Origin of the sequence: Gemmata obscuriglobus, from assembly GCF_008065095.1 — a bacterium.
Lineage (GTDB): Bacteria > Planctomycetota > Planctomycetia > Gemmatales > Gemmataceae > Gemmata > Gemmata obscuriglobus.
The window spans coordinates 6,788,360-6,815,033 of the sequence record NZ_CP042911.1 but is presented as its reverse complement, the minus strand read 5'-3'; the positions used below and the strand labels follow the sequence as shown (position 1 = coordinate 6,815,033).

Annotated in this window: 18 protein-coding genes; 12 read left to right on the top strand and 6 right to left on the bottom strand. The window is 65.2% G+C overall.

What is annotated here, in order from left to right; translation table 11 throughout:
• Window positions 1–115: 115 nt before the first annotated feature.
• The gene (locus tag GobsT_RS28330) at window positions 116–2,107 is read right to left on the bottom strand and encodes a prolyl oligopeptidase family serine peptidase (protein WP_010046034.1); all 1,992 of its coding nucleotides are present in this window, start codon (window positions 2,105–2,107) and stop codon (window positions 116–118) included.
• Between the two features lie 259 nt (window positions 2,108–2,366).
• Here GobsT_RS28330 and GobsT_RS28325 point away from each other — a divergent pair, with 259 nt between their 5' ends.
• Complete coding sequence (locus tag GobsT_RS28325) at window positions 2,367–2,891, top strand: peptidylprolyl isomerase (RefSeq protein ID WP_029601150.1); 525 nt, start codon at window positions 2,367–2,369, stop codon at window positions 2,889–2,891.
• 995 nt (window positions 2,892–3,886) lie between these two features.
• Here the strand turns inward: GobsT_RS28325 and GobsT_RS28320 are convergent.
• Window positions 3,887–5,587 carry a sigma-70 family RNA polymerase sigma factor gene (locus GobsT_RS28320; protein WP_010046039.1) on the bottom strand — a complete coding sequence of 567 codons (1,701 nt, stop codon included), beginning with the start codon at window positions 5,585–5,587 and terminating at the stop codon, window positions 3,887–3,889.
• A 755-nt stretch (window positions 5,588–6,342) separates the two neighbouring features.
• Between GobsT_RS28320 and GobsT_RS28315 the strand changes: the two genes are divergently transcribed.
• Window positions 6,343–7,671 (top strand): hypothetical protein, encoded by a 1,329-nt coding sequence (locus GobsT_RS28315; protein ID WP_010046041.1) that lies wholly within the window; start codon window positions 6,343–6,345, stop codon window positions 7,669–7,671.
• Window positions 7,672–7,813: 142 nt separating this feature from the next.
• On the opposite strand, the gene GobsT_RS28310 is transcribed toward GobsT_RS28315, so the two are convergent.
• Together GobsT_RS28310 and GobsT_RS28305 are read right to left on the bottom strand one after the other, a co-directional pair.
• A complete protein-coding gene (locus GobsT_RS28310) occupies window positions 7,814–9,106 on the bottom strand; it encodes a glucose-1-phosphate adenylyltransferase (RefSeq protein ID WP_010047642.1) in 1,293 nt (430 codons plus the stop codon).
• 200 nt (window positions 9,107–9,306) lie between these two features.
• Complete coding sequence (locus GobsT_RS28305; protein ID WP_010047644.1) at window positions 9,307–11,304, bottom strand: serine/threonine-protein kinase; 1,998 nt, start codon at window positions 11,302–11,304, stop codon at window positions 9,307–9,309.
• A 236-nt stretch (window positions 11,305–11,540) separates the two neighbouring features.
• On the opposite strand from GobsT_RS28305, the gene GobsT_RS40635 reads away from it, so the two are divergent.
• From GobsT_RS40635 to GobsT_RS28295, 3 genes are all read left to right on the top strand, one after another.
• Entirely contained in the window at window positions 11,541–11,666 is a 126-nt protein-coding gene (locus GobsT_RS40635; RefSeq protein WP_261340062.1) for a hypothetical protein, read from the top strand.
• 86 nt (window positions 11,667–11,752) lie between these two features.
• Complete coding sequence (locus GobsT_RS28300) at window positions 11,753–13,060, top strand: aminotransferase-like domain-containing protein (RefSeq protein ID WP_010047646.1); 1,308 nt, start codon at window positions 11,753–11,755, stop codon at window positions 13,058–13,060.
• A 462-nt stretch (window positions 13,061–13,522) separates the two neighbouring features.
• Window positions 13,523–15,790, top strand: coding sequence for an SUMF1/EgtB/PvdO family nonheme iron enzyme (locus GobsT_RS28295; RefSeq protein WP_010047650.1), 2,268 nt, complete (start codon window positions 13,523–13,525; stop codon window positions 15,788–15,790).
• A 110-nt stretch (window positions 15,791–15,900) separates the two neighbouring features.
• Here the strand turns inward: GobsT_RS28295 and GobsT_RS28290 are convergent, their stop codons facing one another.
• Complete coding sequence (locus tag GobsT_RS28290) at window positions 15,901–16,326, bottom strand: hypothetical protein (protein ID WP_010047652.1); 426 nt, start codon at window positions 16,324–16,326, stop codon at window positions 15,901–15,903.
• 959 nt (window positions 16,327–17,285) lie between these two features.
• Between GobsT_RS28290 and GobsT_RS28285 the strand changes: the two genes are divergently transcribed.
• The 6 genes from GobsT_RS28285 to GobsT_RS28260 all read left to right on the top strand — a co-directional run bounded on the left by GobsT_RS28285 (window position 17,286) and on the right by GobsT_RS28260 (window position 23,154).
• Window positions 17,286–17,579 (top strand): hypothetical protein, encoded by a 294-nt coding sequence (locus tag GobsT_RS28285; protein WP_010047655.1) that lies wholly within the window; start codon window positions 17,286–17,288, stop codon window positions 17,577–17,579.
• 429 nt (window positions 17,580–18,008) lie between these two features.
• On the top strand, window positions 18,009–20,111 hold the full coding sequence (locus GobsT_RS28280) for a catalase (RefSeq protein ID WP_174263818.1): 2,103 nt from the start codon (window positions 18,009–18,011) through the stop codon (window positions 20,109–20,111).
• A gap of 77 nt (window positions 20,112–20,188) precedes the next feature.
• A complete protein-coding gene (locus GobsT_RS28275) occupies window positions 20,189–20,701 on the top strand; it encodes a hypothetical protein (protein WP_010044439.1) in 513 nt (170 codons plus the stop codon).
• A 109-nt stretch (window positions 20,702–20,810) separates the two neighbouring features.
• Window positions 20,811–21,500 carry a class I SAM-dependent methyltransferase gene (locus GobsT_RS28270; RefSeq protein WP_010044443.1) on the top strand — a complete coding sequence of 230 codons (690 nt, stop codon included), beginning with the start codon at window positions 20,811–20,813 and terminating at the stop codon, window positions 21,498–21,500.
• A 12-nt stretch (window positions 21,501–21,512) separates the two neighbouring features.
• Window positions 21,513–22,484, top strand: coding sequence for a carbon-nitrogen hydrolase family protein (locus tag GobsT_RS28265; protein WP_010044446.1), 972 nt, complete (start codon window positions 21,513–21,515; stop codon window positions 22,482–22,484).
• 70 nt (window positions 22,485–22,554) lie between these two features.
• On the top strand, window positions 22,555–23,154 hold the full coding sequence (locus tag GobsT_RS28260) for a MarC family protein (protein ID WP_010044447.1): 600 nt from the start codon (window positions 22,555–22,557) through the stop codon (window positions 23,152–23,154).
• 5 nt (window positions 23,155–23,159) lie between these two features.
• On the opposite strand, the gene GobsT_RS28255 is transcribed toward GobsT_RS28260, so the two are convergent.
• Window positions 23,160–23,738, bottom strand: coding sequence for an SMI1/KNR4 family protein (locus GobsT_RS28255; protein WP_010044449.1), 579 nt, complete (start codon window positions 23,736–23,738; stop codon window positions 23,160–23,162).
• Between the two features lie 277 nt (window positions 23,739–24,015).
• Here GobsT_RS28255 and GobsT_RS28250 point away from each other — a divergent pair, with 277 nt between their 5' ends.
• Window positions 24,016–26,640: a VIT and vWA domain-containing protein gene (locus tag GobsT_RS28250; RefSeq protein ID WP_010044451.1), complete on the top strand. Its 2,625-nt coding sequence runs from the start codon at window positions 24,016–24,018 to the stop codon at window positions 26,638–26,640.
• The last annotated feature ends 34 nt before the right edge of the window (window positions 26,641–26,674 follow it).

Sequence of the window (26,674 nt, the reverse complement as noted above, 5' to 3'; positions counted from 1 at the left end):
GGGGTTCGTGCCTTTGGCGAGCGGTGAACCCCCGAGTGCGACGCGACTCAACGACCGCAGCGATTCCGAAGGTATCGGGGTCACTCGGAGGGCTCACGCCCTCCGCTCGCCGACGTTACTTCTTCGGAAATTGCCAGTTCTCGTCGAACAACCCGGCGGCGACCACCTCATACGCCGCGGGGTCTTTCTCGGTGGGTGTCGGCTTGATGACGGCCCAGTCCCCCAGCCGCGGGTACAGCAGCGCGTTCGTGCCCTTCAGGTCGGTCTCCTTGAACGTGTGCCCGCTGTTGATAACGACATAGTCCAAATTCTTCGTCAACGGGTTCGGGAAGATTAGGACCGGCAGGTGCGTCTTCGGATCGTATTCGACACCGTTTACCACGAGCTTGTCTTTCGTCCAGGTGATCGGGAGCTTGGGCAGCACCTTCGCGATAAGCGGGTTGCTATCCGGGGTACCGAACAGCACTAGGTTCCCGTCGAAGCGATCCTTGGGTTCGTAGGCCGCTGGGGCGATAGTCGGCAGCGTGCCACGGAAGTACCGGTCCCACACCGCGGCGAATTGCTTGAGCGCGGCTGCCGGGTAGCCGCTGTCCCGAGTCGGCCCGATGACCGTAAACTTACCTGTGAATGCGTGGTCAATTGGCCCATGCACTTGGAATCGCTTTTCGGGCTTTTCGGCAGTCCGGATTGCTGCCTCTTGGCCATCAACCTGAACCCATCGACCGTTTCGCTTCTCGATAAAGCTCAAGCTCTCCCCGGCTTCCAGATCCAACTTTTGGCCGTCTACTGTAACGGTGTGTTTCCCGGGCGGTAAATCCAGCGATAACAGACGGACGTTGGTCGTCGCGGCAACGATTCGTGTTCCGTCGCGTGTCACGTCGGCGGTGGCTTTTTGGTAAGTGGTTTCAAGCGCATCAATTCGGAGCCAACTGCACGAGGCGTACTGCGGCGTATACGTTACGAACCGCACGCGCTTCGGGTTCGGATCGCGGCCCCTGTCGGCGTACTTGCGGTATTCGACCTCCGCCTTTTCCTGCCACGGCTTCGGCATCTGGTGTTCGAGGCCGGGCGCGATGAGGTGGGTAAACTTGAACGGCTCCTTGAAGCCCTTGAGCGCGTTCTCGATGTTGTCCGCGGCCTTCTTCTGTCCGTCCTTCTCACCGCTGTATGCGACCACTGGCACGTTGAATGCGTTTTCGGTGTAGTCGATTGCGTCGTAGATGCGGAGACACTTTTCCTGATAATCGGGCAGTTGCTTGGGCAGGTTCGCGATGTACCCGTGCGTGGTGGTGAAACCCGCGCCGGGGCCGATCACGGAGAAATCCCCCGGGTGGTGCAACCCGATGTGCCAAGTGCCTGCGCCGCCCATCGAAAAGCCGCGGAGAACAATGCGATTCGCGTCGATATGCTCGCGGTGCAGCGCTGGCTCAAACGCCTCGAACACGTCCGTCTCGCCGGCCCATCGGTAGGCGTTGTTCCCGCGGCCGTACGGTTCGAGCTGGACGTACCCCAAATCTTTCGGCGCGTTGCCTTGGTGTGTACCAATGAACTTCGCCTCGGTTAGGGCTCCGTCGCGGCCGTGCAGCACCACGTCGAGTCGCCACTGCTTCTTCGGGTCCTTGCCGTAATCATGTGGGAGCAACACCGCGTAGGGCTGAATTGAGTCGTCTACCCTCGAACGGTACGCGCGCACCACCCACTTGCCCGGGGCGTCACGCCACACGGCCTTCCCGCCCTCCGCCTGTTTCGCGCGGGACAAGCCCTGCTCGAGCGTGGCGAACGTCCACTTGATGCTGTCCTTCGCGAGCCACTCCTCGAACCGGACGATGTTCTCGGCCGCCTTGAGGTAGATCTCCACCTCGACGAGCACGTCGTCCGTCAGCTTCTTCTCCTTCAGCGCGGCGATTGCCTTCCGCAGTTCCTCGGTCTTGTCCTTGATCTGCTTCAGCGTGGCGGCGTCCGGGATGAACGTCTTCGGGTCCACCTTTGGCTGGGCCTTCTTCTTGTCGTCCTTCTTGTCCTGCGCGTGCGCGGGCACGGTGTCCGGTGCGGTCGCGAGCGCGACGACCATACCGACAAACAGGAGCGGGGCAGCGAGCAGTCGCATGAGGAGGGTTCTCCGGGCGGGATTCCGCACGTTACACCCCGGCGCCCCCATCCGCAACGGTGTAACGAAATGCCACACGCGGGACTCGCGCCCGCATACAATTTCCGGATGAAAGACGGGCACCGGGCGCGCGGCTGGGGCCGCTCCCGCCCGCGCCCCGGTCGCGCAGGAGGTCGAACCAGTGCACTCCGTCAAAATGGTCGTGCTGTGCGGTGTGGTGTTCGCGATGGTCGCAGGGACCGCCAGCGCCGCGAACCCGGTGGTTGCGGTCGAGACCAGCCACGGCACTTTCAAGGTTGAGCTGTTCGAGGACAAAGCCCCGATCACCGTGAAGAACTTCCTCCAGTACGTCGAGGACAAGCACTACGACGGCACCATCTTCCACCGGGTCATCAGCGATTTCATGATCCAAGGGGGCGGGTTCGAACCGGGCATGAAGGAGAAGAAGACCCGCGAGCCGATCAAGAACGAGTCCGCCAACGGGCTGTCCAACCTGAAGGGCACCCTCGCGATGGCCCGGTTGGGGGCGGACCGGGGCGGGGTGAAGGCCGCCGACAGCGCCACCGCCCAGTGGTTCATTAATGTCAAGGACAATACGTTCCTCGATAAAGCTAAGGCGCGCGACGGCGCCGGGTACTGCGTGTTTGGGCGCGTGATCGAGGGCATGGACGTGGTGGAGAAGATCAAGGCCGTCGAGACCGGCGACGCCGGGCTGCACGAGAGCGTCCCGACCAAGGACGTGGTCATCAAGTCGGTGAAGATCGTGAAGGAAGAGAAGAAATAAAGCGGCTCGTGATGGCACCGGAGTGAAGCCGGTCTTTTCCCATTCCGCGGTGGAGATTCGAGGGTGCTGGTACTCCCGTTGTGTGTTTCGGAGGCTCGGGGATGAATTGCCCGCCCGCGGACACGATGTATGCGTCGCCGTGTCAGCGGGATATGGCATCCGGACGGGCTCTCCTAACCGCGTTGCAGGCAGTTCGATGGGATCTGTGTTTCGGCCCGGCTCCGGGTGCCTGTAATGGATTACCGGTGCTTCCTCGGTGAGCGGGTGTTCTCAGCGTACACCGGAACCCCGCTCCGCGGCACCTAGCGTCCGCCGGCCTACTATTTCCCTGCGCCCATTCCGTAGGCTCCGTAAGCACTACCTCCACCAGTACGTCGCCATATTTATTCCAGCGCGCGCACAACAAGGGCGGCGTGACGGGCATGATCCGTACACGACTTGGACTTGCCGTGCCCACCTCCGCGTCCTCATGAGTCATCAACGGCTCATGAGGACGACTTCTTGCTTTAGGACTTCAAGTCAAACGTCGTCAGATCAGTAAGTTGCTAACTCAAAAAGTTGCTATCACTGGATTCGCGACTTTCGGCGATCGGACTTTTGACCCGAAGCCCGCAGCCTGTGATGCGTCCTGCTCAACTGGAAGTGCCTGAGCCAGATGATCGATATTTCGACGGGCAAACCCCGTTTTCTCCGTCTACAATGTGCCGCTACCCGAACAGACCGCGGCAAAGTAGCATCCGTGTTCCACGCCGCGAAGAAGGTGCTGTTCGGTTGGGATTGATCGGCTGCATTCAGCCTGAACTGGCATTCTCGCGTTTGGATGTGTGCGTTGTTGGGCTGGTTTTTGGTGAACCGCTTGAGGTGTTGCACGCCGCGAACGAAGGTTTTACGACAATAGTGATCTGATTCTGGCAATTCTGGCCTTAAAATGAACACAGCCCACCCCGCTTCCTGGGTGAGCCGTGTTTAACGGCTTATCGCAATCCGGAGACCGATTACGGCACTTCGACGTTCTCCTTCGCCGCCCACTCCCGAAGCATCTTCATCCCGCGGACGTTGATCTGCCGCACCCGCTCCTTCGTAATTCCGAAGTGCTGGCCGATTTGCTCCAGAGTCATCTCTTCCGAACCGTCCAACCCGGTGCGCATCCGGATCACTTCGCGGGTGCGGGCGTCGAGGTGATCGAGCAGCCGGTTCACCCGGGCGCGGGCCTGATCGGCCAGGGCGAGCACCTCTTGCTCGTCGGTGCGAATGTCCGCCTTCGCTTCGAACAGCTCGTCGTGGCCCGTCATGTAGCGCTGTTTGTGGGTCTTCGCGTCCGGGATCGACCGCGCGAAGTTCTTCATGATCGCCCACGTGGCGTAGGTCGAGAACTTGTTACCGCGAGCGTAGTCGAACTTTTCCACCGCACGCATCAGCGACAGGTTGCCGTCGCTCACCAAGTCGTCGATGTTCTCGCCCAGTGCCAGCTTCTGCTTCGCCTGGGCGTACACCAGCCGCTGGTTGCAATTAATGAGCACATCGCGGGTGTCGCGCACCCCCTGCCTCAACTGCTCCGCCCGCCTCAACTCATCGACCGTCGCACGGGCCGGGTCGATGGCGCTCTGCAACTGGTGCAGCTTGTGCTTGAGGAAATTCATCTTCCGGAACACGTGCTGCTCCTGCTCCTTTGTGAGCAGCGGCCACTCGTACAAGTGGGCCATGTGCGGCGGCACGTCCTTCGGCGGTGTCTTACCGGCCCGTTTGGCGTCGAACTCGCCCTGTCCCGGCATGTCGGCGACGATCTCGGCTTCCTTCGACGGGTCGTCGAAGTCCGGGTTGTACATGTAATCGATCGGCTGCTGAACCAGTTCCTTGGCACGCACCTCGTTCACCACGCGGTACATGCTGGTCCGGGTCCGGCCGAATCGTTTGGCTATGGAGCTCACGGTGTCCCCCGCGGGGTTGGCGTTTTTCAGATCGATCTCGTGTTGCCGCTTCGCCATGTAAATCTCCTGCTTCGCGGCCTCACTGAGCGGACCGGCGGTGTGCGGGTACAGCGCCCCTTCCGGGTGGACGCGGTCAAAATTCTTGATCGTGTACCGGACCGCCTCCGGGCTGCGGTGCAACTGGTTAGCGATCTTCTTGCTCACTTCAGTAAGCGACCCGCCGGCGTCTCGCATCTCCCGTGCCAGCTTCAGAATGCCCTCTTTTTCGGCGTCCGTGAGGTGGCTGAACCGGGCGCCTTTCTCCACAAGCACCTTGTGTTCCGCGACGAACTTTTCCACCGCCGCGGTCGGGAACCCGAGTTGGCTACGCCCGTTGACTTTTACCCGCCGGGCGGCCAACCCCTTAACCCGCCACCGCGAAATTGTCTTGGTCGAGACGTTGAACTTCTGGCTCACCTCGTCGAGCGTGAGCATCGGCTCGACGGTCTGCTCGACCGGTTGCGCCGGCAGTGACCGCTCGACCCGTCGGACGAACTGCGCGAGGTCGTGCTTGAGGCTCTCGCCGCTCAGCAACAGGTCCGCGTGAGCGTCGGAGCGGAACTCGGTGACGCGAAAGCAGACGTACTGGTACGGGTAAGCCTTGCTCGGCTCGATTTCGCTCAGCAACTTCTGCGCGTTAGCAATCTGGAGCTGCCGACGCGCGGCCGGTGCGAACCGGGTCTGCTGCTCGGTCAGTTCCTTCAGTGCGTAATTCTTGAACGTGTTCACCGGCTCCTCCCGGCCGCGGGCGGCGCCCGCTGTGGCTCAGATCTATCTGAACGCCGGAGCACTAGACTCCGGCGGTACAATTGATTCGGTACACCAATCTGTTATTCGCCATGACCCGGCGAGGGTTTCAGAGGCTCGTTCGCTACTGCGAAATACTCTTCACAACCCGCCGGTCTTACCTAAACGCTTCGCGCGGCGACTTCGTGACCGAAAAGCTCCCCTTGCACCAAACCGTTGGATTGGATAGCTTTAGCCGCTCTTGAGGTTCACCTGTTCAGGCAATTCACACGTTCCGACTGGAACGGGACGCTTTTCCGTATCAATCTCGGGGTACGTCTGGTTGCGAAGTCGCTAGTGGAAGAAGCACGCCGCTTGCCAATGCGAAACAAACAACGCATGAAAGCTGCCCCGAGATTTCACTAGCCCTTTCATAAGCAGCACTTGCGCTGCGGGATTTTGTCGCTTTTTTTCCTCTTAGTAGTGAGCGAAGTCTGGCGAACTGTCGGAAAGACACTCCGTTTTCTTCAATGTGCTCTTTTTTGCAAACCACGCCGTACCACTTAGATCAACTCGGGACAGGGCTCATATTTTGCCCAGTCGTTAAAAAGGTCACAGCTTGAGCAGCCGGAGAGGCGAAGCCAACTTCGCCGTAAGTTCGTGTCCAGCCAGTTTAAAAGCCGTTGTAAAATGGTGCGACATTGACCGGTGAGGATGTCATGCGATCAGCCCTTCAATTAAGCCGAATCGCTTTTTCAATGCTGCTTCTCGCGTCATTCGCGAAGCCGGTGGCCGCTCAAGAGAGCCTGCTCCTGTCCGAGCCGTTCAAACACGGGCACACCACCAAGGTGGAAGTGCAAGTTAAGCTCACCGGTAAACTCTCACTGCCCCCAACCGAGAAGGGGAAATCCGCGCAACTGGTACCGGTGACGGGGACAAGTAAGCTCACTTACGAAGAGCGGCTGCTGAAACCCGAAACGGACGAATTAGCAGAAGACAAGACGTTACTCAAAACGATACGGGTTTACCGCGACGTTTCTTTCGAACGCATAGTCGGCGAAGTCAAGCAGGACGCCGGCATCCGGCCGTCGGTTCGCCGGATGGTGCTGGTGCGCTCAGGAAACCGCAAGGCCCCGTTTTCACCGGACGGTCCGCTCACCTGGGGCGAGATCGACGTCGTCCGTACCGACGTGTTCAACCCGGCACTGGTTCCAGGTCTGCTCCCTTCCGCGCCCGTGAAACCCGGTCAGAGCTGGAAGGCGTCTGCTGTTGCGGTCGCCGAACTGACTGACCTCGAACAGGTTGAAGCGGGTGACATTACGGTCGAGTTCGTGGGTGTCGCGAAACTGAACGACCGCCGACTGGCGCGGCTGAAACTGAACGGGACGGTGCGCGGCGTGAACCTCGACGGGCCGAGCCGCCAGAAGATCGAGGGCACCGCGTACTTCGACCTCGACGCGAACCTCCTTCATTACTTGTCGGTCAAGGGCACGCACGAGTTGCTCGACGGTAAGGGGCAAACGCTCGGGGTCGTTGAGGGTCAGTTCACGATGACGCGGTCCGCCGTCGCGAAGATGCCCGCCGACCTCTCGGACGCGTCGCTGCGTGACGTCACGTTGACCCGTACCCCGGAGAACACGCTACTCCTGTACGACAACGAGGACCTGGGGGTTCGGTTCCTGTACGCCCGCGGCTGGCGGGTGGGGGCGGTGCAGGGTAAACAGGTGACGCTCGACCACGCCCGGGGCGCCGGGCTTCTGATCACGATCGAGTCCCCCGCAAAGGTGCCCTCTGCCGACGACTACTTGAAAGAAGTGAGTGGCTTTCTGGCCAAACAAAAGGCCCAGATTTCCGCGACCGAAAAGCCGGTGCGGTTGCGCGCCGAGCCGGTGCAACTCGACCGGTTCTCGATCGACGCGACGATCGGCTCCGATAAAGTGCGGTTGGAGTACGCGGTTCTGAAACAAACCGACGGCGGGGTGACGATCGCCGCACGGCTGCCCGCAGATGACACGTCGGTGCGCCCGGAGGTCACGCGGATTGTTCGGAGCCTGAGCGTGACGAAGAAGATTGAAGAACGGAAGTGATGCCCCGGGCGGTTACACGCGTCTGTCATCGGTGATGAGGTGTTTTTGGTCGCTAGCTGGATTGCGACGCCGGCCCGGTTCCGCTTCTTGAAGAGAAGCGGAACCGGGCCGGCGTCGCGACCCAAAAAGAGCAGAGCCGCTCTCACACGACGGTACCGTCCGGGATGATTCCCCCACGGGGTACGCAGATGATTCCGTCGCGGATGTGAAACGATCCGCCCGGTCCGTCCATTTCCTGGATGCCGCTCTCGTTGGTGAGCCGCACCCCGTGACCGATTCGACAGTCCTTGTCCAGAATGGCCTGCGCGATCACGCTGTTGTTGCCGATGTTCAGGTCCGGGCGGCCCTTCTTCTTGTTCTCCGCTCGTTGCGCGTCGGTCTCGAACTTGTCGGCCCCGATCACCACCGTGTCGCGGATCAAGCAGTTGTTACCGATCCGACTTCGCACTCCGACCAGGCTCCGCTCGATGCGCGTGTCGGCCCCGATCACGCACCCGTCGGCTACAACGCTCTGGGCCAGCGACGCGCCGTTGATCCGGCTCGCCGGCAGGTTCCTCATCCGGGTGTAAATGACGCCCTCGGGCGCGAAGAAGTCGAACGGCGGGTTCGACCCCGCCAGCGCCAGGCTCGCTTCGTGGTAGCTCCGAATGGTGCCCAGGTCTTCCCAGTACCCGTCGAACAGGTGCGCACAGATGTTCTTGGTCTTGTAGTTCCGGGGGAACACCTCTTTGCCGAAGTCGGTCGCGAGCGGCTTGGCGGTGAGCAGCTCGTACAGGACCGGCGTTTTGAAAAGGTAAATACCCATGTTGGCGAGGTAGTGACGGTTCCGGCACTCGATCCCGCGGCGCTCGATCCACTCAGCCGACGTGTAGTACGGTGCTCGCTCTTCCGGCGTTTTGGGCTTCTCCACGAACCCGGTGACGCGGCTCTGGGCGTCCATACTCAACAGACCGAACCCCACAGTGTCGCGCTCCGGCACCGGGATCGCCGCGAGGGTGATGTCGGCCTTGCACGCCCGGTGCGTCTCGAACAGTTGTCGGAAGTCCATCCGGTACAGTTGGTCACCCGACAGAATGAGCACCTCGTCCGGGTCTTCTCGCTCGATGTAGGACAGGTTCTGCCGGACCGCGTCCGCGGTGCCCTGGTACCAGTCGGCGCTCTCGTTGGTCTGCTGCGCCGCAAGTACCTCGACGAACCCCTTACTGAACATGTCGAACTTGTAGGTGTTCGCGATGTGCCGGTGGAGGCTCACGCTGAGGAACTGCGTCAGCACGTAAATGCTGTGCAGCTCACTGTTAATGCAGTTCGAGATCGGGATGTCGATGAGGCGGTACTTACCCGCCACAGGCACGGCCGGCTTGGACCGTGATTTGGTGAGCGGGAACAGCCGGGTGCCCCGACCGCCCCCCAAAATGATGGCCAAGACGGAACGCATGATGCGAAGCCTCGGAGCGAGCTGAACGAATGGGGCCGGGCGGACTGGAGAGCCGGCCGTCTGAATTGGATGCTAACAAGGTGCCGATTGTGTACCTAGTCGAAAGTCGGAAGGTCGCAAGTCGCACCGCTGGGGGGCGGTGCAGTTACACCGCGGCCCCCGACTGTACGACTTGCGACATTTGAACCCCGGACGGGACGTCAGGCTTTCCGCGGGAGCACGTTCAACCAGAACTCGATCTTCCCGACGCGCACGTCGTCGAGCCCGACCGACACGAGCCCCGGCGTCCAGCCCTCGGCGCTTTCCCACGGGACGTGCAGGTCGAGGCTCAACCGGTGCGGCTGTCCGCGCCATTCGCACCGCATGAGGGCCTTACCGACCCCGGCGTTCGCGACCGAAACGTGGACCGCCAACTCGGTCCCGCGAACCACCTCGCACGCGAGGTACCCGGTGCCCACCTGCTCCGCGTCGCCCTGGAACGCGCGGGACAAGGTGCGGACGCTCGCCACCGCGTCCGGGGGGTGGAGGAAGATCGTGAGCCGCACCGTCTGCCCCGGGGTGGCGGCCGACGGGCCGAACACGCTTACCTGCACGGCGTCGCGGGGCGCTTTCCAGAACAACACGTTCCGCCTCAAGGACTTCCAGATCGCGGAAGTGGGGGGCGGCCCTTCGGGTTCTGCGCGAGGCGGGGCGGTTCGCCGTGCGCCGGCCGCCGCGCTCGGTTCCTCGTCGGTCGTGTGCCACTGGACCGGGGTCGGCGCCGATAACCGCGGGTCCGGTGGCGGGGGGAGCGCGCGCCGCTCCCGGCTCCCGTCGTTCATTGCACCCAGCAACCGATTACCCATGACCGGTCCCTCCGAAGGCACCTGCGGCACGGGCGACGGAACGGCGAGCGAAAGTTCGGCCGCGCGGACCGAGCTGAGGGCGTCGCGCGGGGTGTCGGCGCACTCGTGCGCCGGCACGAGCGGGCCGGGCACCGTTTCGGCCGCCTCCGGCAGGTCGAACGTGACGGACGCGTCGGAATCGTCGCGGGCGACCGGGCGCAGCACCCCGGACCCGCTTTCGGTCCATGAGATGGCCCCGCTGCCCGCCGCGCCCCCCTTTTGCAGTTGCGACAGCAGCAAGGATTCGAGTTCGATCTGGTCGGACGCCGAGGGGTCCGATGGGAGCGCGAGCGCCGAGAGCCGCTCCTCGACTTCCGCGAGCGACGCGAACCGGGCGGCCGGGTCCGGGTGCATCATCCGCTCAAGAACGGCGGCCACGTCGTGCGGCACTTGCGTGTTAACCACCGCGACCGACGGCGGCGCCTCGCTCCGCTTGGCGCGGAACTGCTCGGCGAGCGTCGGGTGGGGGTACGGGGACAGCCCCGTGAGCGCGTAGTACCCCACGGCCGCGAGCGCGTACTGGTCACACGCCGGGGTGGCGTTTAACGGGTGGAGCGCCAGTTCGGGCGCGGCGAACGCCAGCACCCCGGCGGACGCGAACGCCGCGGACAGAGAGTCGAACAGGGCCTCGTCTGTCTCTAGGCTCTGCGCCAAAAGCGCGCCGGCCCCGAGTTCCAACAGTCGGGGCAGCCCGTCTTCCGCCAACCGGACGCAGTCGGGCGTCAGGGCCCCGTGAACGATCCCGCGCGCGTGGCACGCGGTCAGGGCGTTCGCGAGGTGCCCGAGCAGGGCGACCGCATCGCCCGGGGCGAGCGGCCCGTTACCCTCGACCAGTTCGGTCAGCCCGATCCCGTCCGCGTGCGGCCAGACGAGGTAATGAAACCCGTTGGCCGAATCCACCTCGACGAGCGGAAGCACCGCCGGGTGCGTGGCACCGGCCGCGAGCGCTCGCGCGAGCTGCTTCGCTTGCCGGGCTTTCCACAGTGACCGGAGCGGCGTCACCCGCAGGGCAAAGCGCCCGGGGCGGGTCACGTGGGTCGCGGCGAACAGCGGCCCGAATGTGCCGCGCCCGGCGCGCCCGGTGAGCCGGTACGGGCCGAGGGTCAGAACCGCACTCTCTCCCGCCAACGCCCGCGCGGCCTGAAACGGCGTCAGCGTGCCGCGGGCGGCGAGGAACTCGACCAGCTCCGCGGCAGTGCCGCCCGTGAACTCGGTCGCGAGTGCGGCTAATTGGTCCGGGGCAACGACCCGATGGCGGACCAACTCGTCGGCGAGGGTCGCGGCGTCGTTCGCGTTCGCGGGCGCAAGGGCCATTGGTGCGGTTGGGCATTCGGGCCGGAGCTGAACGTTGCGGCCGGGTACAATTCGGCCTGCCGTGGGCTGGCACCTGTACAGCCTAGTACACGTTTCCGCTTGTAACGATACCGGACCCGCAGGCGGAACCGTAGCGACTGATTCGCGCCGCTTTCGAAATTTTACCTTGTCTCTGACCCGTTCGCGCGGTACGAAACTTCCGTCGAGAGAACCGATCCCGAAAGCGATTGAACCGAATGTCCGCACCCGCGCTGACCCTGAACGCCCTCGCCGCTCTTGCGGTCCGGGCGGGCGCGCGTGCCGCGGTCGTTCTCGCAGCCGCAGCCGCGGCTGCTATCGCTGCGGCAGTGGCCGCAACCTGACTCCGGTTCCCGACGCGTGTTCCGAAACACCGAATCGGCCCCGGAGTTTGACTCCGGGGCCGATTCTCTTTTCCAGGAGCGTTCCCATGCCGCCGGCGCCGCTGTCGCGGTCGGGCAAGTCCCGCCGCACCACCGACTCGCCCATCACCTACTTCATCAAGAAGGCGCTCGAGACGCCGGGGCTCGTCTCGTTCGCCGCCGGACTGGTGGACGAGGGTTCGCTCCCGGTCGATGAGGTGCGCGCCGCCGCCACCGAAATCCTGTCCGATCCGCGGGCGGGGCAGACGGCCCTCCAGTACGGCTCCACCCACGGGATGCCCGAGCTGCGGCGCCAGGTGCTCGATCTCGTGTGCGGGTTGGACGGCGTGAACCCTTCCGATCTGAACCTCACGCCCAACGACGTTTGCATCACCACCGGGTCGCAGCAGTTGCTGTACCTCCTCGGCGAGGTGATGTTCGACCCGGGCGACATCGTGATCTCGGAGGCGCCGTCGTATTTCGTGTACCACAGCCTGCTCCAGTCGCATGGGGCGGAGGTGCTGACGGTGCCGATGGACGAGCACGGGATGGACGTGGACGCCCTCGACGCGCTCCTCGACCGGTTGCGCCGGTCGGGCGACTTGCCGCGAGTGAAGGTGATCTACACCGTTGACTACTTCCAGAACCCGACCGGGCTCACGCTCTCGCTGGAGCGCCGCAAGCGGCTGGTCGAGATCGCCAAGCGGTACAGCACCGCGCACCGCATCCTGATCCTGGAAGACGCGGCGTACCGCGAGCTGAAGTTCTCCGGTCCGGACCTGCCGAGCATCAAGAGCTTCGACCCGGCGAACGAGTTCGTGGTGTACACGAGCACGTTCTCGAAGCCGTGCGCCCCGGGGCTGAAGACGGGGTACGCGATCCTGCCGCCGGACGTGCTCGCCCCGATCCTGCACCTGAAGGGCAGCCACGACTTCGGCTCGACGAACCTGTCCCAGCACCTCCTGTCGCGGATGATGGCGTCGGGCGCGTATCAGGCGCACGCGGAGAAGTTGCGGACCGTCTACCGCAACAAGCGTGACCTCATGCTGAGCGCGCTGGAGAGCGAGTTCCGCGACTTCCCCGCGGCGCGGTGGACCGTGCCGGACGGCGGGTTCTACGTGTGGTTCACGCTGGACGGCGTTGACACCGGGCCGAACGGTCCGCTGGTGCCGGCGGCGCTGGAGGCGGGGGTGCTGTACGTGCCCGGCGAGTTCGGCCACGTCCCGGACGCGAACGGCCACATGCCGAAGAACGAATGCCGGCTGTGCTATGGGGTCGCGACCGAACCCGAGATCACGGAAGGCATTCGGCGCCTGCGAAAAGCGTGCGCGGCGGTCGCCGCCGGCAAGCCGAAGAAGGAACCGGTCGGGGTGTGAGGTTCGATGCCGTTGCGGGGTGGCCGAATCGTCACTCCGCAACTGTGAACGCGTGTTGTCGCCCTTCTGACCGTTTTCTGCGATGAGGCTGTCCGTTCGTCGTTTGGAGTTGGTGGAGCGTCGAACACTTCCAAAGACCGCACCCAGCCCGCTTTCTTCGAGCAAAACGGTAGCGCCGGTAACGGCTCGCGGTAGCGCAAGCCGAACTGCACCGTCTGTTGCGCGAACCCGGATGTGTTGGGCTCAATTCGTTGGCTTCTATAACAGCAAGGGAAAACAGCCGACGAACTGAAGAGCCTTCGGGCAACAGGCGGGTTCAGTGTTTCACACGCGCCGCAATGAACCCGCGGTGAGAGCTTTTGACTACGGGTCTTGTGCCGCGTCTCGAATGGTTTTAAATTCATACAACGTTGCTCGATCTGTGCCGCCGGCAATACTCTCCTCGCCCGGAGGCGTCTGCCCATGCCGCGTCTACAAGCGCTCCTCGAATGTCTCGGTCAGGCTCTCTGTGAGAAAGGCCGCAAGGCCCTGCAGGGGCAGTGGAGCTTCGCGGATGTCCTGCCCGATGTCGCGAAAGCCGCGTTCGACTCCACACACAAGAAGCTACCCGGGGAAGATCTCCGAACGGCCCTCGCGGACTGTGCCGCGGCGGACGCGACCGAGTTCGAGCGGCGGGTCGGCGAGCTGATCGTCGAACTGTCCACCACGCACGCCGTTCCCAAAGCGGAACTGGCCGATTACCTCCGGGTGCTGCCGGTTACGGTGCGCCAACGGTTGCGGCGCCCGTCCGACCCGGACGGGCGCACGGTGCCCGAGAACTTCCACATCGGAAAGGCGGAGGAACTCGCCGCGTTCCTGCCGCTACGCACCCCCACGTTCCGGCCCGGCGACCGGCCCGAGGGGCTGGACAACTGGGTCCTCACCGAGTTGCGCGGGCTGGGCCAGATCTCCGAGGTCTGGCGCGGTGAGGACGCCGAGCAACCTGAGCAACCGTCCGCGGCGCTCAAGTTCATCACCGACCCCGAGGCGCAGGAGCGGGTGCGGGCCGGCACCGACCTGTTCCAGCAGGCGTTCGAGCTGAACGACGAGAACGGTATCCTCCCGCTCCGGTCCGTGTACCTGGAAGCGGCTCTGCCGCAACGTCACCCGGAAACCAGCGGCGCGTGTGCCGTCGCGCACCGACCCGCGGCCGTTACGGCCCCGTGCCTCGAAGCGCCGTTCGTGTCCGGCTACGACCTCGCCGGCCTCATGTTCGAGTGGCGATGGCGGTTCGACGCGGCCAAGCCCGAGGCCGCGCTCAAACTGGTCCGGCGGCTGGCGGGGATCGTCGCGAAGGCTCAAGAAAAGGGCGCCGTCCACCGCGACCTGAAGCCCAGCAACGTGCTGCTGCACCCGACCGCGGGCGGCAAGTTCACTATGTGGGTCAGCGATTACGGGTGGGGGCCGATCGAGAGCGTGCGGGCGCTGGAACTGGCGCGGACCGGGCCGAAGGGCGAGGAGCGGCGGCTCGCGTTCCGCGGCGCCGCCACCAGCCTGTACGCGTGCCCGCAACAGGTGAAGAAGGAGCCGCCCGCCCCGACCGACGACGTCCACGCAATCGGAGTCATCTGGTACCAACTCTTGAAGCGCGACCCGACGGCCGCGGCTCCGTTCGGCGCGGAGTGGGTCGAGGAGCTGCGGCCCGCAGGTTTCACTGACTCGCAGGCGCGGGTGCTCCAAGCGTGCCTCAGCACCCGAACCGATAAGCGGCCGAAGAATGCCGCGGCCCTCGCCGCGGCGCTCGCCGAAGTGACCGTCGCGCCACCCGATCCGGCTGGTACAGACGGGTCGAAGCTCATCTCTCTCAAGGGGCCTGGGTCGTCGATCTACCCGGCGATCACGACCGCCCGGGGCCGCGTGTACAGCGCGGAGGCGGCGGCCGGTGCGGCCGCGGCGATGCTGGCGGCGGCCGGTGCCGCGGGGCTGACCGCGAGTGGCCCGGGTACGGCGAGCGGCAACACGCTGCGGCTGGTCAAGAACTCGATCGGCATGACGTTCGTGCGCGTTCCGGCGGGCGCGTTCCGGATGGGCTGTGACAACTCGGGCCGGGACTTCGAGACGCCCCCCCACGTGGTGAAAATCAGTCGCCCGTTCTACATCTCGGTGGTCCCGGTGACGCAGGCCCAGTACGAGGCGGTGAAGCACAAGAACCCGAGCCGGTTCAGTCGCTCCCGCGGGGGCGGGCCGGACCACCCGGTCGAGCACCTGACGTGGGACCAGGCGTTCCGGTTCTGTGACCGACTGGCGCGGTTGCCCGATGAGGCGATCCACCGGCGGACGTACCGGCTCCCGACCGAGGCGGAATGGGAATACGCGTGCCGTGCGGGCACCACGACCGACTTCGCGTTCGGCGACCGGTTGCAACCCCAGGATGCGCTCTTCGCGGGGGCCGGCGGAAGGTACGCGGGGAAGAGCACGTGCCCGGTGGCGCTGTTCCCGGCGAACGCCTTCGGGCTACACGACTTCCACGGAAACGTGGCCGAGTGGGTACACGACTGGTTCGACGAGTACTACTACTTCGACAGCCCGCCGGTGGACCCGATCGGACCGAGGGGCGGGCAACTCCGGGTGGTGCGTGGCGGCGGGTGGAATTCGCCCGCCACCGAGTGCCGCAGCGCTGCGCGTCGCGGGCAGGACCCGGACACCGTGTCCGACGCGGTCGGGTTCCGGGTGGTGATGGACGTGGGGTAGGGCAACGGTGCGGCGCGAGTCACCGGCTTTTGCCGCTTCCAACCCTCGTGTCACCTGGCTGGACCACGTGACACGAGGGAACATTGACCAAAGCCGGCGCCGGAGAGCGTTTATTTCGTTGCGTCGATCAGCTTGACCCGCCGCTTATCGCGGCCGGCGACAGGTGCCCCCACGGTGATTACCAACGACCCGTCCTTCACTGCGGTGTCGGCGTAGTCCGGCACCCCCTTCGGGTATACCGCCTCCGCAGACGCGGGCGCCACTTTCCCGTCGAGCATCAGGTTCTCGCCCTTGAAACGCAGCGCCCCGACGAAGATGTTCTCGTCGGTCGCGTGAACCCGCACGAACGCACCGACCCAGGTGTACGGTTTGTCACCGACGGTTTCGCGGTCCATGCGCGTGAGCCGGTACGTGTATTTCCCCTTCTTCCACGCGAACGGCCGGCGCACGCTCACGAAGTCGCCTTCGTGACCCGAACTCTGGCAGAACTCGCCGTCGGCCGGGCGGATCGCGTCGAAGCCGCGCTCGTTCCACATCGAGAACAGGAACCCGGGGCCGAGCGCGCGGAGCTTCGGGTCCGCCTTGGTGTTCCGTCCGTGTTGGTTTGGATGCCGCCGTAAAACGGGCTCTTGCTCAGGTGCCCCAGGCCGATAGGCGCGACGTACAGGTTGACGGAAGCCGGCACCTCGTCGCTGATGGCGACATCCACCGCGAGGCTCTCGAACGGCACCGCCTTGCCGAAGTCCCACCACGTGTCCACCAAGTGCCAAGGCATCGGCGCGTATTTCGGCTCCTCCTTTGGCGGCTGGGCGGTTGCAGTTCCGATGAGGTTGGCCGCAAGGGACAAAAGGATCAACACGATGGATTGGCGCGCGAGCTTGGCACCTCACGACGGTCTGACTGGGAAGAGTTGGTTTAGGAGAAATGTCTGAGGTGTGTGTGAAACAAAAAAAAAGGACCGGCCGCAAATCGTCGAGGCGTCGCCCATTCACCTCGGTGACCGCGGCCGGTCTATGGGAACTGTATCCGCGTGCGGGTGGCGGGATCAAGTCCACGAACCGAAAAAATGGATATTCGAGAACCAACTGCCGGACTCTCGGACAGTCAAGTCAGATGACTGTTTGTTTGGGCAATTTGCGAAAAGTGCTGCGAATCGGTCCGCTGTGCGACTTGGTGAAAAAATTTGGCCTGCCGCTCGGTAACTGTCGTACACGACTGCCCCACCGCCGTAATTTGTTCGTCCGGTGCTCGATTGTGTTGCTCGCACGCGTTCGATCACGTTCCGGGTTCGCCTTCGGAACTCTGCCCGTGTCCGGGTCGGAAGCTGTAATGCTTCCCCGGGCCGGGCGGTTTCTATTTCTGGAACTCTTCCGAATCGCCCGACGGTGGCCGCGTTCTAAAGGTGTGAGCCCGAACCCATAACCGAACGCTATTCCTGCTGGTCTCGCTTGTGCGACCCGGTGGGACTCTACACACGCCCGAACTCGAGGTTCCGATGTCGACCGCATCCAAAGTCGAAACGCTTTCGGACGTCGCGCCCGTGGCTGCGGCGGAAGCGGCCAACCGGCCGCGCGAGGCCGCGATCCGGGTTGCCGTACTTGCTGCGTTGGGACGCCCGGCCCAGTTGCTGAAGGTGGCCGTGCTCCCGCTATGGGGGAGCAAGTTCCGCGTCAACGTGTGGATCGGTGAGAGCGAGACCGGGAACCGTATTCCGAACAGCTACTTCGTGACCGCGGACGAAAAGGGCGCGATCCTTCAGTCCGACCCACCGCTCCAGAAGCTGTACTGAGTCACGGAACAGGTTGCCGCTATCGAACCGTGCCCCTCACGGTTTCCCGTTGTGTTGGTCGTCGCCCCGCAGGGGCGATGTTTCGAATCGGTCTCGCCCGCTCTCGTGCATCCGCGGTCGAGACGAGTTCCGTTCTTCATCTCCCCGTCACCGCGGTTCGGTTCTCATGTTCTCGCTTCACTCTGCGAAGCAGTGAAACGATTGCGGGGCAGTGGCTCGGTGCGCTGCGACCCGCAAGTCAGCCCGTTGGACGCTCAGGCGTTACACCATACCTCCGCGTCTCTCACTTCTGCGGCACACACTCGCTGCGTATCTTCCCGACAGTCGTTGCCGGATCACACCGCTGGTTCGGTGCAGTATTTGCGGCCCTCACACTCCGCTTCACACGGCACCGGGCACTATCTCCTGGAAAATACAGAGCAAACGCACATGGCACAGCCGAAAGACGCGGGTATGGCGGGTGGGCATGAGGTCGGGAAGGGCGGAGAGACGCACCAGACTGCGCAAGGACAGGTGCCACCGCTCACAACGCAGCAAGGCGTTGTGGTTTCGGACGACCAGAACACGCTCCGCGCCGGCCCCCGCGGCCCGGCACTGCTCGAAGACTTCCACTTCCGCGAGAAGATTTTCCACTTCGACCACGAGCGCATCCCGGAGCGCGTCGTGCACGCCCGCGGGTACGGGGCGCACGGGTTCTTCGAGAGCAACGGCCTGCTGGAAAGCGTGAGCCGTGCGGCGGTGTTCAAAAAGGGCGAGAAGACGCCGGCGTTCGTGCGGTTCTCCACGGTCGCCGGGAACAAGGGGTCGGCCGACTTGGCGCGTGACGTGCGCGGGTTCGCCGCCAAATTCTACACGAAAGAAGGCAACTGGGATCTGGTCGGGAACAACATCCCCGTGTTCTTCATCCAGGACCCGATCAAGTTCCCGGACCTGATCCACGCCGCCAAGCAGGAGCCGGACCGCGCGTTCCCGCAGGCCCAGACCGCGCACGACAACTTCTGGGACTTCATCTCGCTCACGCCCGAGTCCATGAACATGGTCATGTGGATCATGTCGGACCGGACCATCCCGCGGTCGTTCCGGTTCATGGAGGGGTTCGGCGTTCACACGTTCCGGCTCGTGACCGCCGAAGGCAAGTCCACGTTCGTGAAGTTCCACTGGAAGCCGAAACTCGGGCTCCAGTCGGTGGTGTGGAACGAGGCGGTGAAGATCAACGGGGCCGACCCGGACTTCCACCGCCGCGACCTGTGGACCGCCATTGAGAGCGGGGCGTTCCCGGAGTGGGAACTCGGGGTGCAACTGTTCGACGAGGAGTTCGCAGCCAAGTTCGGGTTCGACCTGCTGGACCCCACCAAGATCATACCCGAGGAGGATCTGCCGGTGAAAATCGCCGGCCGCCTGGTGCTCGACCGCAACGTGGACAACTTCTTCGCCGAGACCGAGCAGGTGGCGTTCTGCACGCAGAACGTGGTCCCGGGGATCGACTTCTCCAACGACCCGCTGCTCCAAGGGCGCAACTTCTCGTACTTGGACACGCAACTGAAGCGGCTCGGGAGCCCGAACTTCACGCACATTCCGATTAACGCGCCGCGGTGCCCGGTGATGAATTTCCAGCAGGACGGGCACATGGCGATGCGGAACCCGAAGGGACGGGTGAACTACGAGCCGAACTCGTGGACCGGTGCCACCCCGCGCGAGCTGCCCGGGCCGCGCGAGTCGGCTCAGGGGTACAAGAGCTTCCCGGAGCCGATCCAGGCGCAGAAAGTGCGCGAGCGCTCCGAGACGTTCTCGGACCACTACAGCCAGGCGCGGCAGTTCTACGTCAGCCAGACGGACATCGAGAAGCAGCACATCGCCAACGCGCTGACGTTCGAACTGAGCAAGGTGGAGCGGGTGGACATCCGCGCCCGCATGGTGGCCCACCTGCTCAACATCGACCAGGGGCTGGCCGACGCGGTCGCTAAGGGCTTGCGGCTGAAGGAGGTGCCCAAGCCGATGCCGGCCGCGAAGCCCACCCGCCAGGACCTGAAACCGTCGGACAAGCTGAGCATCGTCAAGAACGGCCCGAAGAGCTTCGCCGGGCGAAAGGTCGGTGCGCTCGTTACCGACGGCGTGGACGCCAACGTGCTCGCCGCGCTGGAGAAGGCGCTGAAGGCGGAAGGGGCGATGCTCAAACTGGTGGCGCCCGAGGTGGGCGGGGTGAAGGACTCGGCGGGCGCGTGGCACGACGCGCACGAGAAGTTGGAGGGCGGGCCGTCGGTGCTGTTCGACGCGGTCGTGATTCTGCCGTCGAAGGAGGGCGTGGCGGCGCTCGCGAAGCTGCCCGCGGCGCGGGACTTCGTGGCCGACGCCGTGGCGCACCGGAAGTTCGTCGGGTATGCGGCGACCGCGACTCCGCTCTTTGAAAAGGCGGGCGTGGCGGACGCGCTGGACGAGGGCTTCTTGCCGCTCAACAAACTGGAGGAATGCGACGCGTTCGTGGCGGCGTGCCGGAAGGTGCGGTTCTGGGGCCGCGCCGCCGCCGAGCGGTAAACGTCTTTGGTTCCGGGCGCCGACGAACCCGTCGGCGCCCGCGCTCATTTCCCCCAATTACCGCCAGAGGGTTCGTGATGAGTCAGGACCGCCGATCCGTTCTTACCGCGCTCGGGCTGGCGCTTCCGTTCGGGCTGAGTTCCGGTGCCGGCGCTCTCGCCCGATCGACAACGCACGCCGCGCCGGCGTTGCGGTTCCGCTCGTTCGAGGAGTCGGTTGCCGCCGCATTCGGTTCCGAAAGCGCATTGACCGCCGATGCCGCACTGCCCGGCGAGGCGTTCCCGTGCCGCCGGATCGAGGTGGGGCACTCGGAACTGCTGGAGAGCGGTGTGCAGGGCTGTCACAACGACCGCCCGTTCGCTGGGTTCCCGGCGGGCCACCTCCGGATCGTGCGCACCGGCGGGTGTCCGGGACCGGTGTTCCGCGGAGTGCGGCTTTACGTGCTAACGGTTGATGTCGTGTGGACCGGGGGGCGCGCGTGCGGTGAACCGAGCCGTCCGCTCGACTTCGCACTGCTGCCGCCCGCACCCGTTTTCGGTGACGGGCAGCCGGCAGCACGAGCCGTGCGTTCGGTCTCAAGCCGCGTGTGAAGCGGGTGCGGTTTACCGACGCGCCAGCGCGGGCGACAGTCGCATTTTCCGGTACGGCGGCGTAAACTCATCTTGACCGCAGAATCACACTTCTGGACCCGACGGACTGATGAGCCGACCCACGCACGCGCCGCTGCTTAATACCACCGCCGGCGATTTCCCGCTCGCAGAATGTAAACTCAAGGTCGGCGGGCGGCAGTGGTCCCTGCTCCACGCCGCCGCCATTCTGAACCGAGACACCGAGGACCGGTTCGTTACCGACCCGGACAACCCGCTCCCCTATGGGGCCGTCCTCTGGCCCGCATCGATCGCACTGGCGCACGAGATCGCGGTGCGCGAGTCCGAGTTCCGCGGGCGCTCGGTACTCGAACTGGGGGCCGGGACTGGCCTGCCCGGGATCGTCGCCGCGTCGCTCGGGGCGCGTGTGGTCCAAACCGACCGGAACGAACTCGCCATCCACCTCTGCCAAACCAACTGCGCGCGGAACCAGGTTACGGGCGTCGAGCACCGTGAAGCCGACTGGACCGAGTGGACCGATACCACCCGTTACGATTGGATCATCGGCTCCGACGTGTTGTACGCGCACACCCTGCACGACGAACTGCGGTCCATCTTCCGAACCAACCTCGCGCCGGGCGGCCGGGTGCTGCTCGCGGACCCTTATCGGAACGTGAGCCGCCATCTGTTGGAGGAGATGGTCGAGGCCGGTTGGCGCGCCGCGCACTCGCGGTGGTCGATCGGCGAAACCGGCAACCCGCGCCCGGTCGCGGTGTACGAGATGTCCCCGCCCGTTTCGTGAACCGAGGCCCCGATGCGGTACGCGCTCCTGCTCGCCGCCGTTGCGCTGTTCGCCGTGGCGGTAGTGGTGACGTGCCGGCGCGAGCCCGTTGGTGCGCCGGATACCGTACCCGCGGTCGATGCGCCTCTCGCGGGTGGGCTGAAGGCGCGAGTGGTATCGTGGGACATCGGCCTCCGATTCGCGTCCGAAGCCGACTGGATCGCCCGCGTGGTTCAGGAAACGCGTAAGGCGTCGGCGGACGGCGTCGATGTGCTCGTGTTCCCTGAGCTATTCGTCAGCGGACTGTTGGCCCACGCACCCGACGAGCGCCCGCACGAGTGGTGTACCCGTTGCGTGAATGAGGTTCTGCTCCCCGCGGTCAAGGTGGCCGCCGGTGCCGGGATGCTCGTCTGCCTCGGCAGCTACGCGCATCAGGACGCGAACGAGACGCACGCGCTCAACCGCTCCCCGGTGCTTCTCAACGGGAGCTGGCACTTCGCAGACAAAATCCATCCCACGCAGGGCGAACGGATCGAAGACCCGCCGATCCGGCCCGGCGAAGTGCTCCCGGTGTTCGAGTTCCGCGGTGGTCGCGTCGCGGTGGTCGTGTGCTTCACGCTGGAGATGCCGGACGTGTCCGCTGCGCTCAAGAAGGAAGGCGTTCAACTGCTCCTCGCTCCTACCGCCACGGCCGACGAGGACGGAGTCGCGCGAATTTTACGCACCGCCTCCGGGCGGGCCGTCGAACTCGGCGCCGCGGTACTCGTGGCGCCACTGGTCGGCGAACGGGACGGCTGGAAGAACGTCGGCTCGGCCGCGCTTTACCTGCCGGCCCAGGCGGGGATCGACCACCGACCCCGCGAAAGTTCCCGGCGCACCGCGGGCATCGCACGCGACGACTTCAACATCCCGTGGCCGCAATTGCTCAGCCTTCGCCAACAGGGCGCGAAGCCGGAAACGCGGCCGTTTCTGGTGGAACAGCCGTTCCGGATCGAGAGACGGTAGCCCTGCGTGTTCGCCCGGCGCGACGGTCGGTAGAACGGGGAAGGGGGGACCGTCTCTCGAAGGGCGAAGTATGGGTGCCGCCGCGGTGCTACTGTTCTTGGTGATGGACCCGCTCGGGAACATCCCGTTCTTTCTAGCGGCGCTCAAACACGTCGATCCGGCGCGCCAGAACTTCGTGATCCGCCGCGAACTGGTGATCGCGTACCTCGTGATGGTGGCGTTCCTGTTCGTCGGGCAGTTCATGCTCGCCGCGATGCACATCTCCGAACCGGCGCTGTCCATTTCGGGCGGGGTGATCCTGTTCCTGATCGCGGTGCGGATGGTGTTCCCGTCGCCGGAGCGCCCGCTCCAAGAGGACGTGGACAGCGAGCCGTTCCTCGTACCGCTGGCGATCCCCTATGTCGCCGGCCCGTCGGTGCTTGCGGTGGAACTGCTCCTCATGAGCCGCGAACCGAACCGGTGGCCCGAATGGCTCGGGGCGGTGACGGTCGCGTGGCTCGGGGTCGCGCTCGTGGTGTCACTCGGCGCCAAACTGCGGCACGTGTTGGGACAGCGGGGGCTGACCGCGCTGGAGCGCCTGATGGGTATGGTGCTGGTGGCGATCGCGGTGCAGATGTTCCTGACCGGGATCGGGCGGTTCATCGTGCAAATGCGCCCGCCCGCCGGGTGATCGGCTCACACCGGCGGCGGCACACGGACGTTGTACCACTCTTCAATCACACTGCTCCAGAAGCGGATCTTCCGGACCGCGCCGAGCGGTTCCCGGATGAACGGGTCGTTCTCGCGGGCGAAGTAGGTGTGGAGGTCACGCCCGTAATAGACGCTGTCCACCATCTGGTACATGGAGATCACGGGGTTGCCCGCCTCGTCTGGCTCGGCGGGCAGAAACCGGTGGCCGAAGACCGGGATCAGTTTGGGCTCTGACCGTAACCGCTCGCACCCAACCGCGAACGCTTCGGCGAGTGCCGGCGGCCGCGGTCCCCAAACCGGTGGCCACCACTTGTTGCGTTCGATGTCGAACAGCATTTGCTGTTCCGGCCAGGCGAGTCGGTAAGCGATGTACTCGGATTCCGGGTTCCGCCAGTCGGGCCAGCCGCGTCCCGTGGGGAGTCCGGTCTGAAGGAACGAGCGGAGGTCGGGTGGGAACCGGCACCCGACGCGTTCTTCCGCGCGGGCGAGTTCGGCGGTGGTCAAACCGGGAGCGAGTTCGACGCCCCAGTTTCGGAACAGCGCGTGTTCGGCGGACCAATCCATTGTTTCTCCCACGTTCTCACAACCCGGCGGATTATACCCACGTCCCCTGACGGCACAACGCCTGCCGCGAACCCGCTGCCCCTCGGTGCGTGTCGGGTGTATCATGGGCGTGGCATAGCGCGACCGCCGGGATTCGCCGTCCCGGTCTAGTGCGTGCCGCAAATCACACATTTCCTTTCCGAGACCGGGAGCGGGCACGCGAACTGGTGAGAATCCTGTCCGAAGTGGTGTCGAGCCGAGCGTTTCATTTCACCCCAATCTCAGAACCGAGGCAGGCATGCTTAACACAGGGATTTTCTACAACTCGCGGCCGGACGGGTTCGGTGTGCTCGAAGTCGCGGATGATTCGCCCGCCCCCGACGCTCCGCGGCAGTTCGTACCCCTCAAACGGACTGAGCTGACCGGTACTGTGACCGGGCCGCTCGCGGTGCTGGCGCTGGCGCAGACCTTCGCGCTGCCGGATGCGGTCACTGGTCCGATCGAGGCCGTTTACCGGTTCCCGCTCCCCGGTGACGCGGCCGTGACCGGCGTCCAGGTGCGTTTCGGGGCCGCCGAGATCCGAACCGAACTCAAGGAGCGTGAAAAGGCCGAAGGCGAGTACAAAGCCGCGAAGAGCGCGGGCCGTCAGGCGGCCCTCGTGACGCGCGAATCGCCCGACGTGTTCACGCTGTCGGTCGCGGGTATTCGCACGGGCGAAGAGGTCGTTGTCCGCACCGATTATGTGCAAGTGGCGAAGGCTGAAGGCGCCGGCTGGTCGCTCCGGGTGCCACTCACGACCGCGCCGCGCTACGTGCGCGCCGACGAGAGCACCTCTCGCCACGCGGACGGTCAGCCGCTCGCGCTGCTGCGCGACCCCGGTCACCGGTTCGCACTCAACGTCACCTTTGCTGAAGCCGAACGGGTCACCAGCGCCACGCACGCGCTGGCGGTTGAGCGCGACCGGGCGCAGTTGCGCGAAGGGGAGGTGATCCCGGACCGCGATTGCGTTCTCATCTGGCGGGCGAAGGCCGAAGACCGGAGCGCGCTAAGGGTGTGGACCCAACCCGACCCCGCAACGGGTAAGGCGTATTTCCTCGCGCTGTGCGCGCCGCCGAAGTTCGCCGATGCGAAGAAGGTGCCCCGGGAGGTGATCCTGCTCGTGGACCACTCGGGGTCGATGTCCGGGGCAAAATGGGAAGCTGCGGACTGGGCCGTGGAGCGCTTCCTCGCCGGGCTGAGTGAAGACGATGCGTTCTCACTGGGGCTGTTTCACAGCACAACCAAGTGGTTCGGCGAGCGCACCCGCAAGGCCACGCCCGAGAACGTCCGTGCTGCGGTTGAGTTCCTCAAGCTGAACCGCGACCAGGGCGGCACGGAACTTGGGGTCGCGCTGGAACAGGCGCTCGCCCGCTCTCGGAGTGCCGAAACGCCGGCGCGGCACGTACTGATCCTCACGGACGCCGAAGTTACCGACGCGGGGCGCATCCTGCGGCTCGCCGATCTGGAGTCCGAGAAGCCGAACCGGCGGCGGATCAGCGTGCTGTGCATCGACGCGGCGCCCAACGCGGCTTTGGCGTCGGAGCTGGCCGAACGCGGCGGGGGCGTGTCACGGTTTCTTACGAGCAACCCCGACGACGATGACGTGACCACCGCGCTCGACGAGGTGCTCGCCGACTGGTCCGCGCCCGTGCTCACCGGGTTGACGCTCGAAGTGAACCGCGCCGGGGCCGAAGCGACGGGGCGCTCGGTCGCCCTGGTCGTGCCCGGCCCCACGAGCGCGATTGACGTAGGAGACTTGCCCGCCGGGCGCCCGGTGTGGCTGCTCGGGCGTGCGCCGCTCGGCACCGACCCACTGACGTTCCGGCTCCGCACCGGCGCCGAAACGGTCGCGGAAGTTCACGCCGACGGGAAGGGAATAACCCAGCAACTGAAGGCGTTCTTCGGCGCCGACCGCGTTCGCCGGCTCGAGTACCTGCTCACCGGCGGGACCGAGGGCGAAGATCTGCGCTCGCAGGTGACGCGACTCGGGTACGAGCCCGCGGAACTCGGCGAGGAAAAGGTGTTCGCCGAGAACGCCGGCGAGTCGGCGAGTTCCGCGGTCCGCAAGCTGCTCGTGCGCGAGTCGCTGGCGGCCGGCGTGCCGAGTTCGGAAACGGCGTTCGTGGCGGTGCGGTCGGAAGCCGGGCGGCCGGTGCAGGGGACGGTTGCGGTGGCGAACGCGCTGCCGGCGGGCTGGTCGGACCAGTTCATGACCCTTCGGGCAGGGATAAAGCCCGCGCGGCGCAGGTTCCGCGCGCACTTCGCGGGGCCGGCCGCACTGCCGTGCCCCGCCCCGGCCATGCCGGCCGATGCCGTCGTCGAGTCGGTGGACTCGATGCTCGTGGACTTCTGCGCGGACGCAGCCGGCGACACGACCACGGACTACGATCCGTTGGAGCGGCAGAGGAGCCTTTCGCCCCCACAGATGAAGAAGAAGGCCACTTCGGATGAGTTCCTAATGCACGAGTTCAGCCAGGTTGCCCCCGGTGGTACGGTGAGCAACCGGCGAAAAAAGGTGCCACCAGCCGGTGACGTGCATGTTTCGGTGAAGGCGGGGCAGCACGCACCGGCGGACGGGGCGATCCTGTACGACTCCGTGACCGGGGCCGCGGGGCAGTTCACGTTCTTGTCGGTTGCGTTCGGTGACGGAGGCGTTACGGCGGACGCACTCGACCCTGAACTGACACTGCTACTATTCGTGGGCGATCTCGCGGCCCCGCGAGCGCGGGTGAAACTGGCGGACGTGCTGCGCCTGGGCGGTCGCCGCCCGCTCAACCTCCGGCGCGACGGCAACCAACCGGTGCGGTTGACGCTCGAAGACCCCAACGGCGTGTGGGCGGTCGGGACGCCCGCGCTGGAAGTCGTGCTCGGGTGGCGCGCCTGATCGGCGGCCGGCTTCTTCTGTGTAGCGCGGGCAT

Bases quoted from the DNA above. Each gene is read 5' to 3' on its own strand.
- GobsT_RS28310 (WP_010047642.1), bottom strand. From the start codon at position 9,106: ATGCGTTCCGTCTTGGCCATCATTTTGGGGGGCGGTCGGGGCACCCGG.
- GobsT_RS28250 (WP_010044451.1), top strand. From the start codon at position 24,016: ATGCTTAACACAGGGATTTTCTACAACTCGCGGCCGGACGGGTTCGGT.
- GobsT_RS28315 (WP_010046041.1), top strand. From the start codon at position 6,343: ATGCTGCTTCTCGCGTCATTCGCGAAGCCGGTGGCCGCTCAAGAGAGC.
- GobsT_RS28255 (WP_010044449.1), bottom strand. From the start codon at position 23,738: ATGGATTGGTCCGCCGAACACGCGCTGTTCCGAAACTGGGGCGTCGAA.
- GobsT_RS28270 (WP_010044443.1), top strand. From the start codon at position 20,811: ATGAGCCGACCCACGCACGCGCCGCTGCTTAATACCACCGCCGGCGAT.
- GobsT_RS28285 (WP_010047655.1), top strand. From the start codon at position 17,286: ATGTCGACCGCATCCAAAGTCGAAACGCTTTCGGACGTCGCGCCCGTG.
- GobsT_RS28265 (WP_010044446.1), top strand. From the start codon at position 21,513: ATGCGGTACGCGCTCCTGCTCGCCGCCGTTGCGCTGTTCGCCGTGGCG.
- GobsT_RS28295 (WP_010047650.1), top strand. From the start codon at position 13,523: ATGCCGCGTCTACAAGCGCTCCTCGAATGTCTCGGTCAGGCTCTCTGT.
- GobsT_RS28260 (WP_010044447.1), top strand. From the start codon at position 22,555: ATGGGTGCCGCCGCGGTGCTACTGTTCTTGGTGATGGACCCGCTCGGG.
- GobsT_RS28290 (WP_010047652.1), bottom strand. From the start codon at position 16,326: ATGTGGAACGAGCGCGGCTTCGACGCGATCCGCCCGGCCGACGGCGAG.
- GobsT_RS28300 (WP_010047646.1), top strand. From the start codon at position 11,753: ATGCCGCCGGCGCCGCTGTCGCGGTCGGGCAAGTCCCGCCGCACCACC.
- GobsT_RS28305 (WP_010047644.1), bottom strand. From the start codon at position 11,304: ATGGCCCTTGCGCCCGCGAACGCGAACGACGCCGCGACCCTCGCCGAC.
- GobsT_RS40635 (WP_261340062.1), top strand. From the start codon at position 11,541: ATGTCCGCACCCGCGCTGACCCTGAACGCCCTCGCCGCTCTTGCGGTC.
- GobsT_RS28280 (WP_174263818.1), top strand. From the start codon at position 18,009: ATGGCACAGCCGAAAGACGCGGGTATGGCGGGTGGGCATGAGGTCGGG.
- GobsT_RS28275 (WP_010044439.1), top strand. From the start codon at position 20,189: ATGAGTCAGGACCGCCGATCCGTTCTTACCGCGCTCGGGCTGGCGCTT.
- GobsT_RS28330 (WP_010046034.1), bottom strand. From the start codon at position 2,107: ATGCGACTGCTCGCTGCCCCGCTCCTGTTTGTCGGTATGGTCGTCGCG.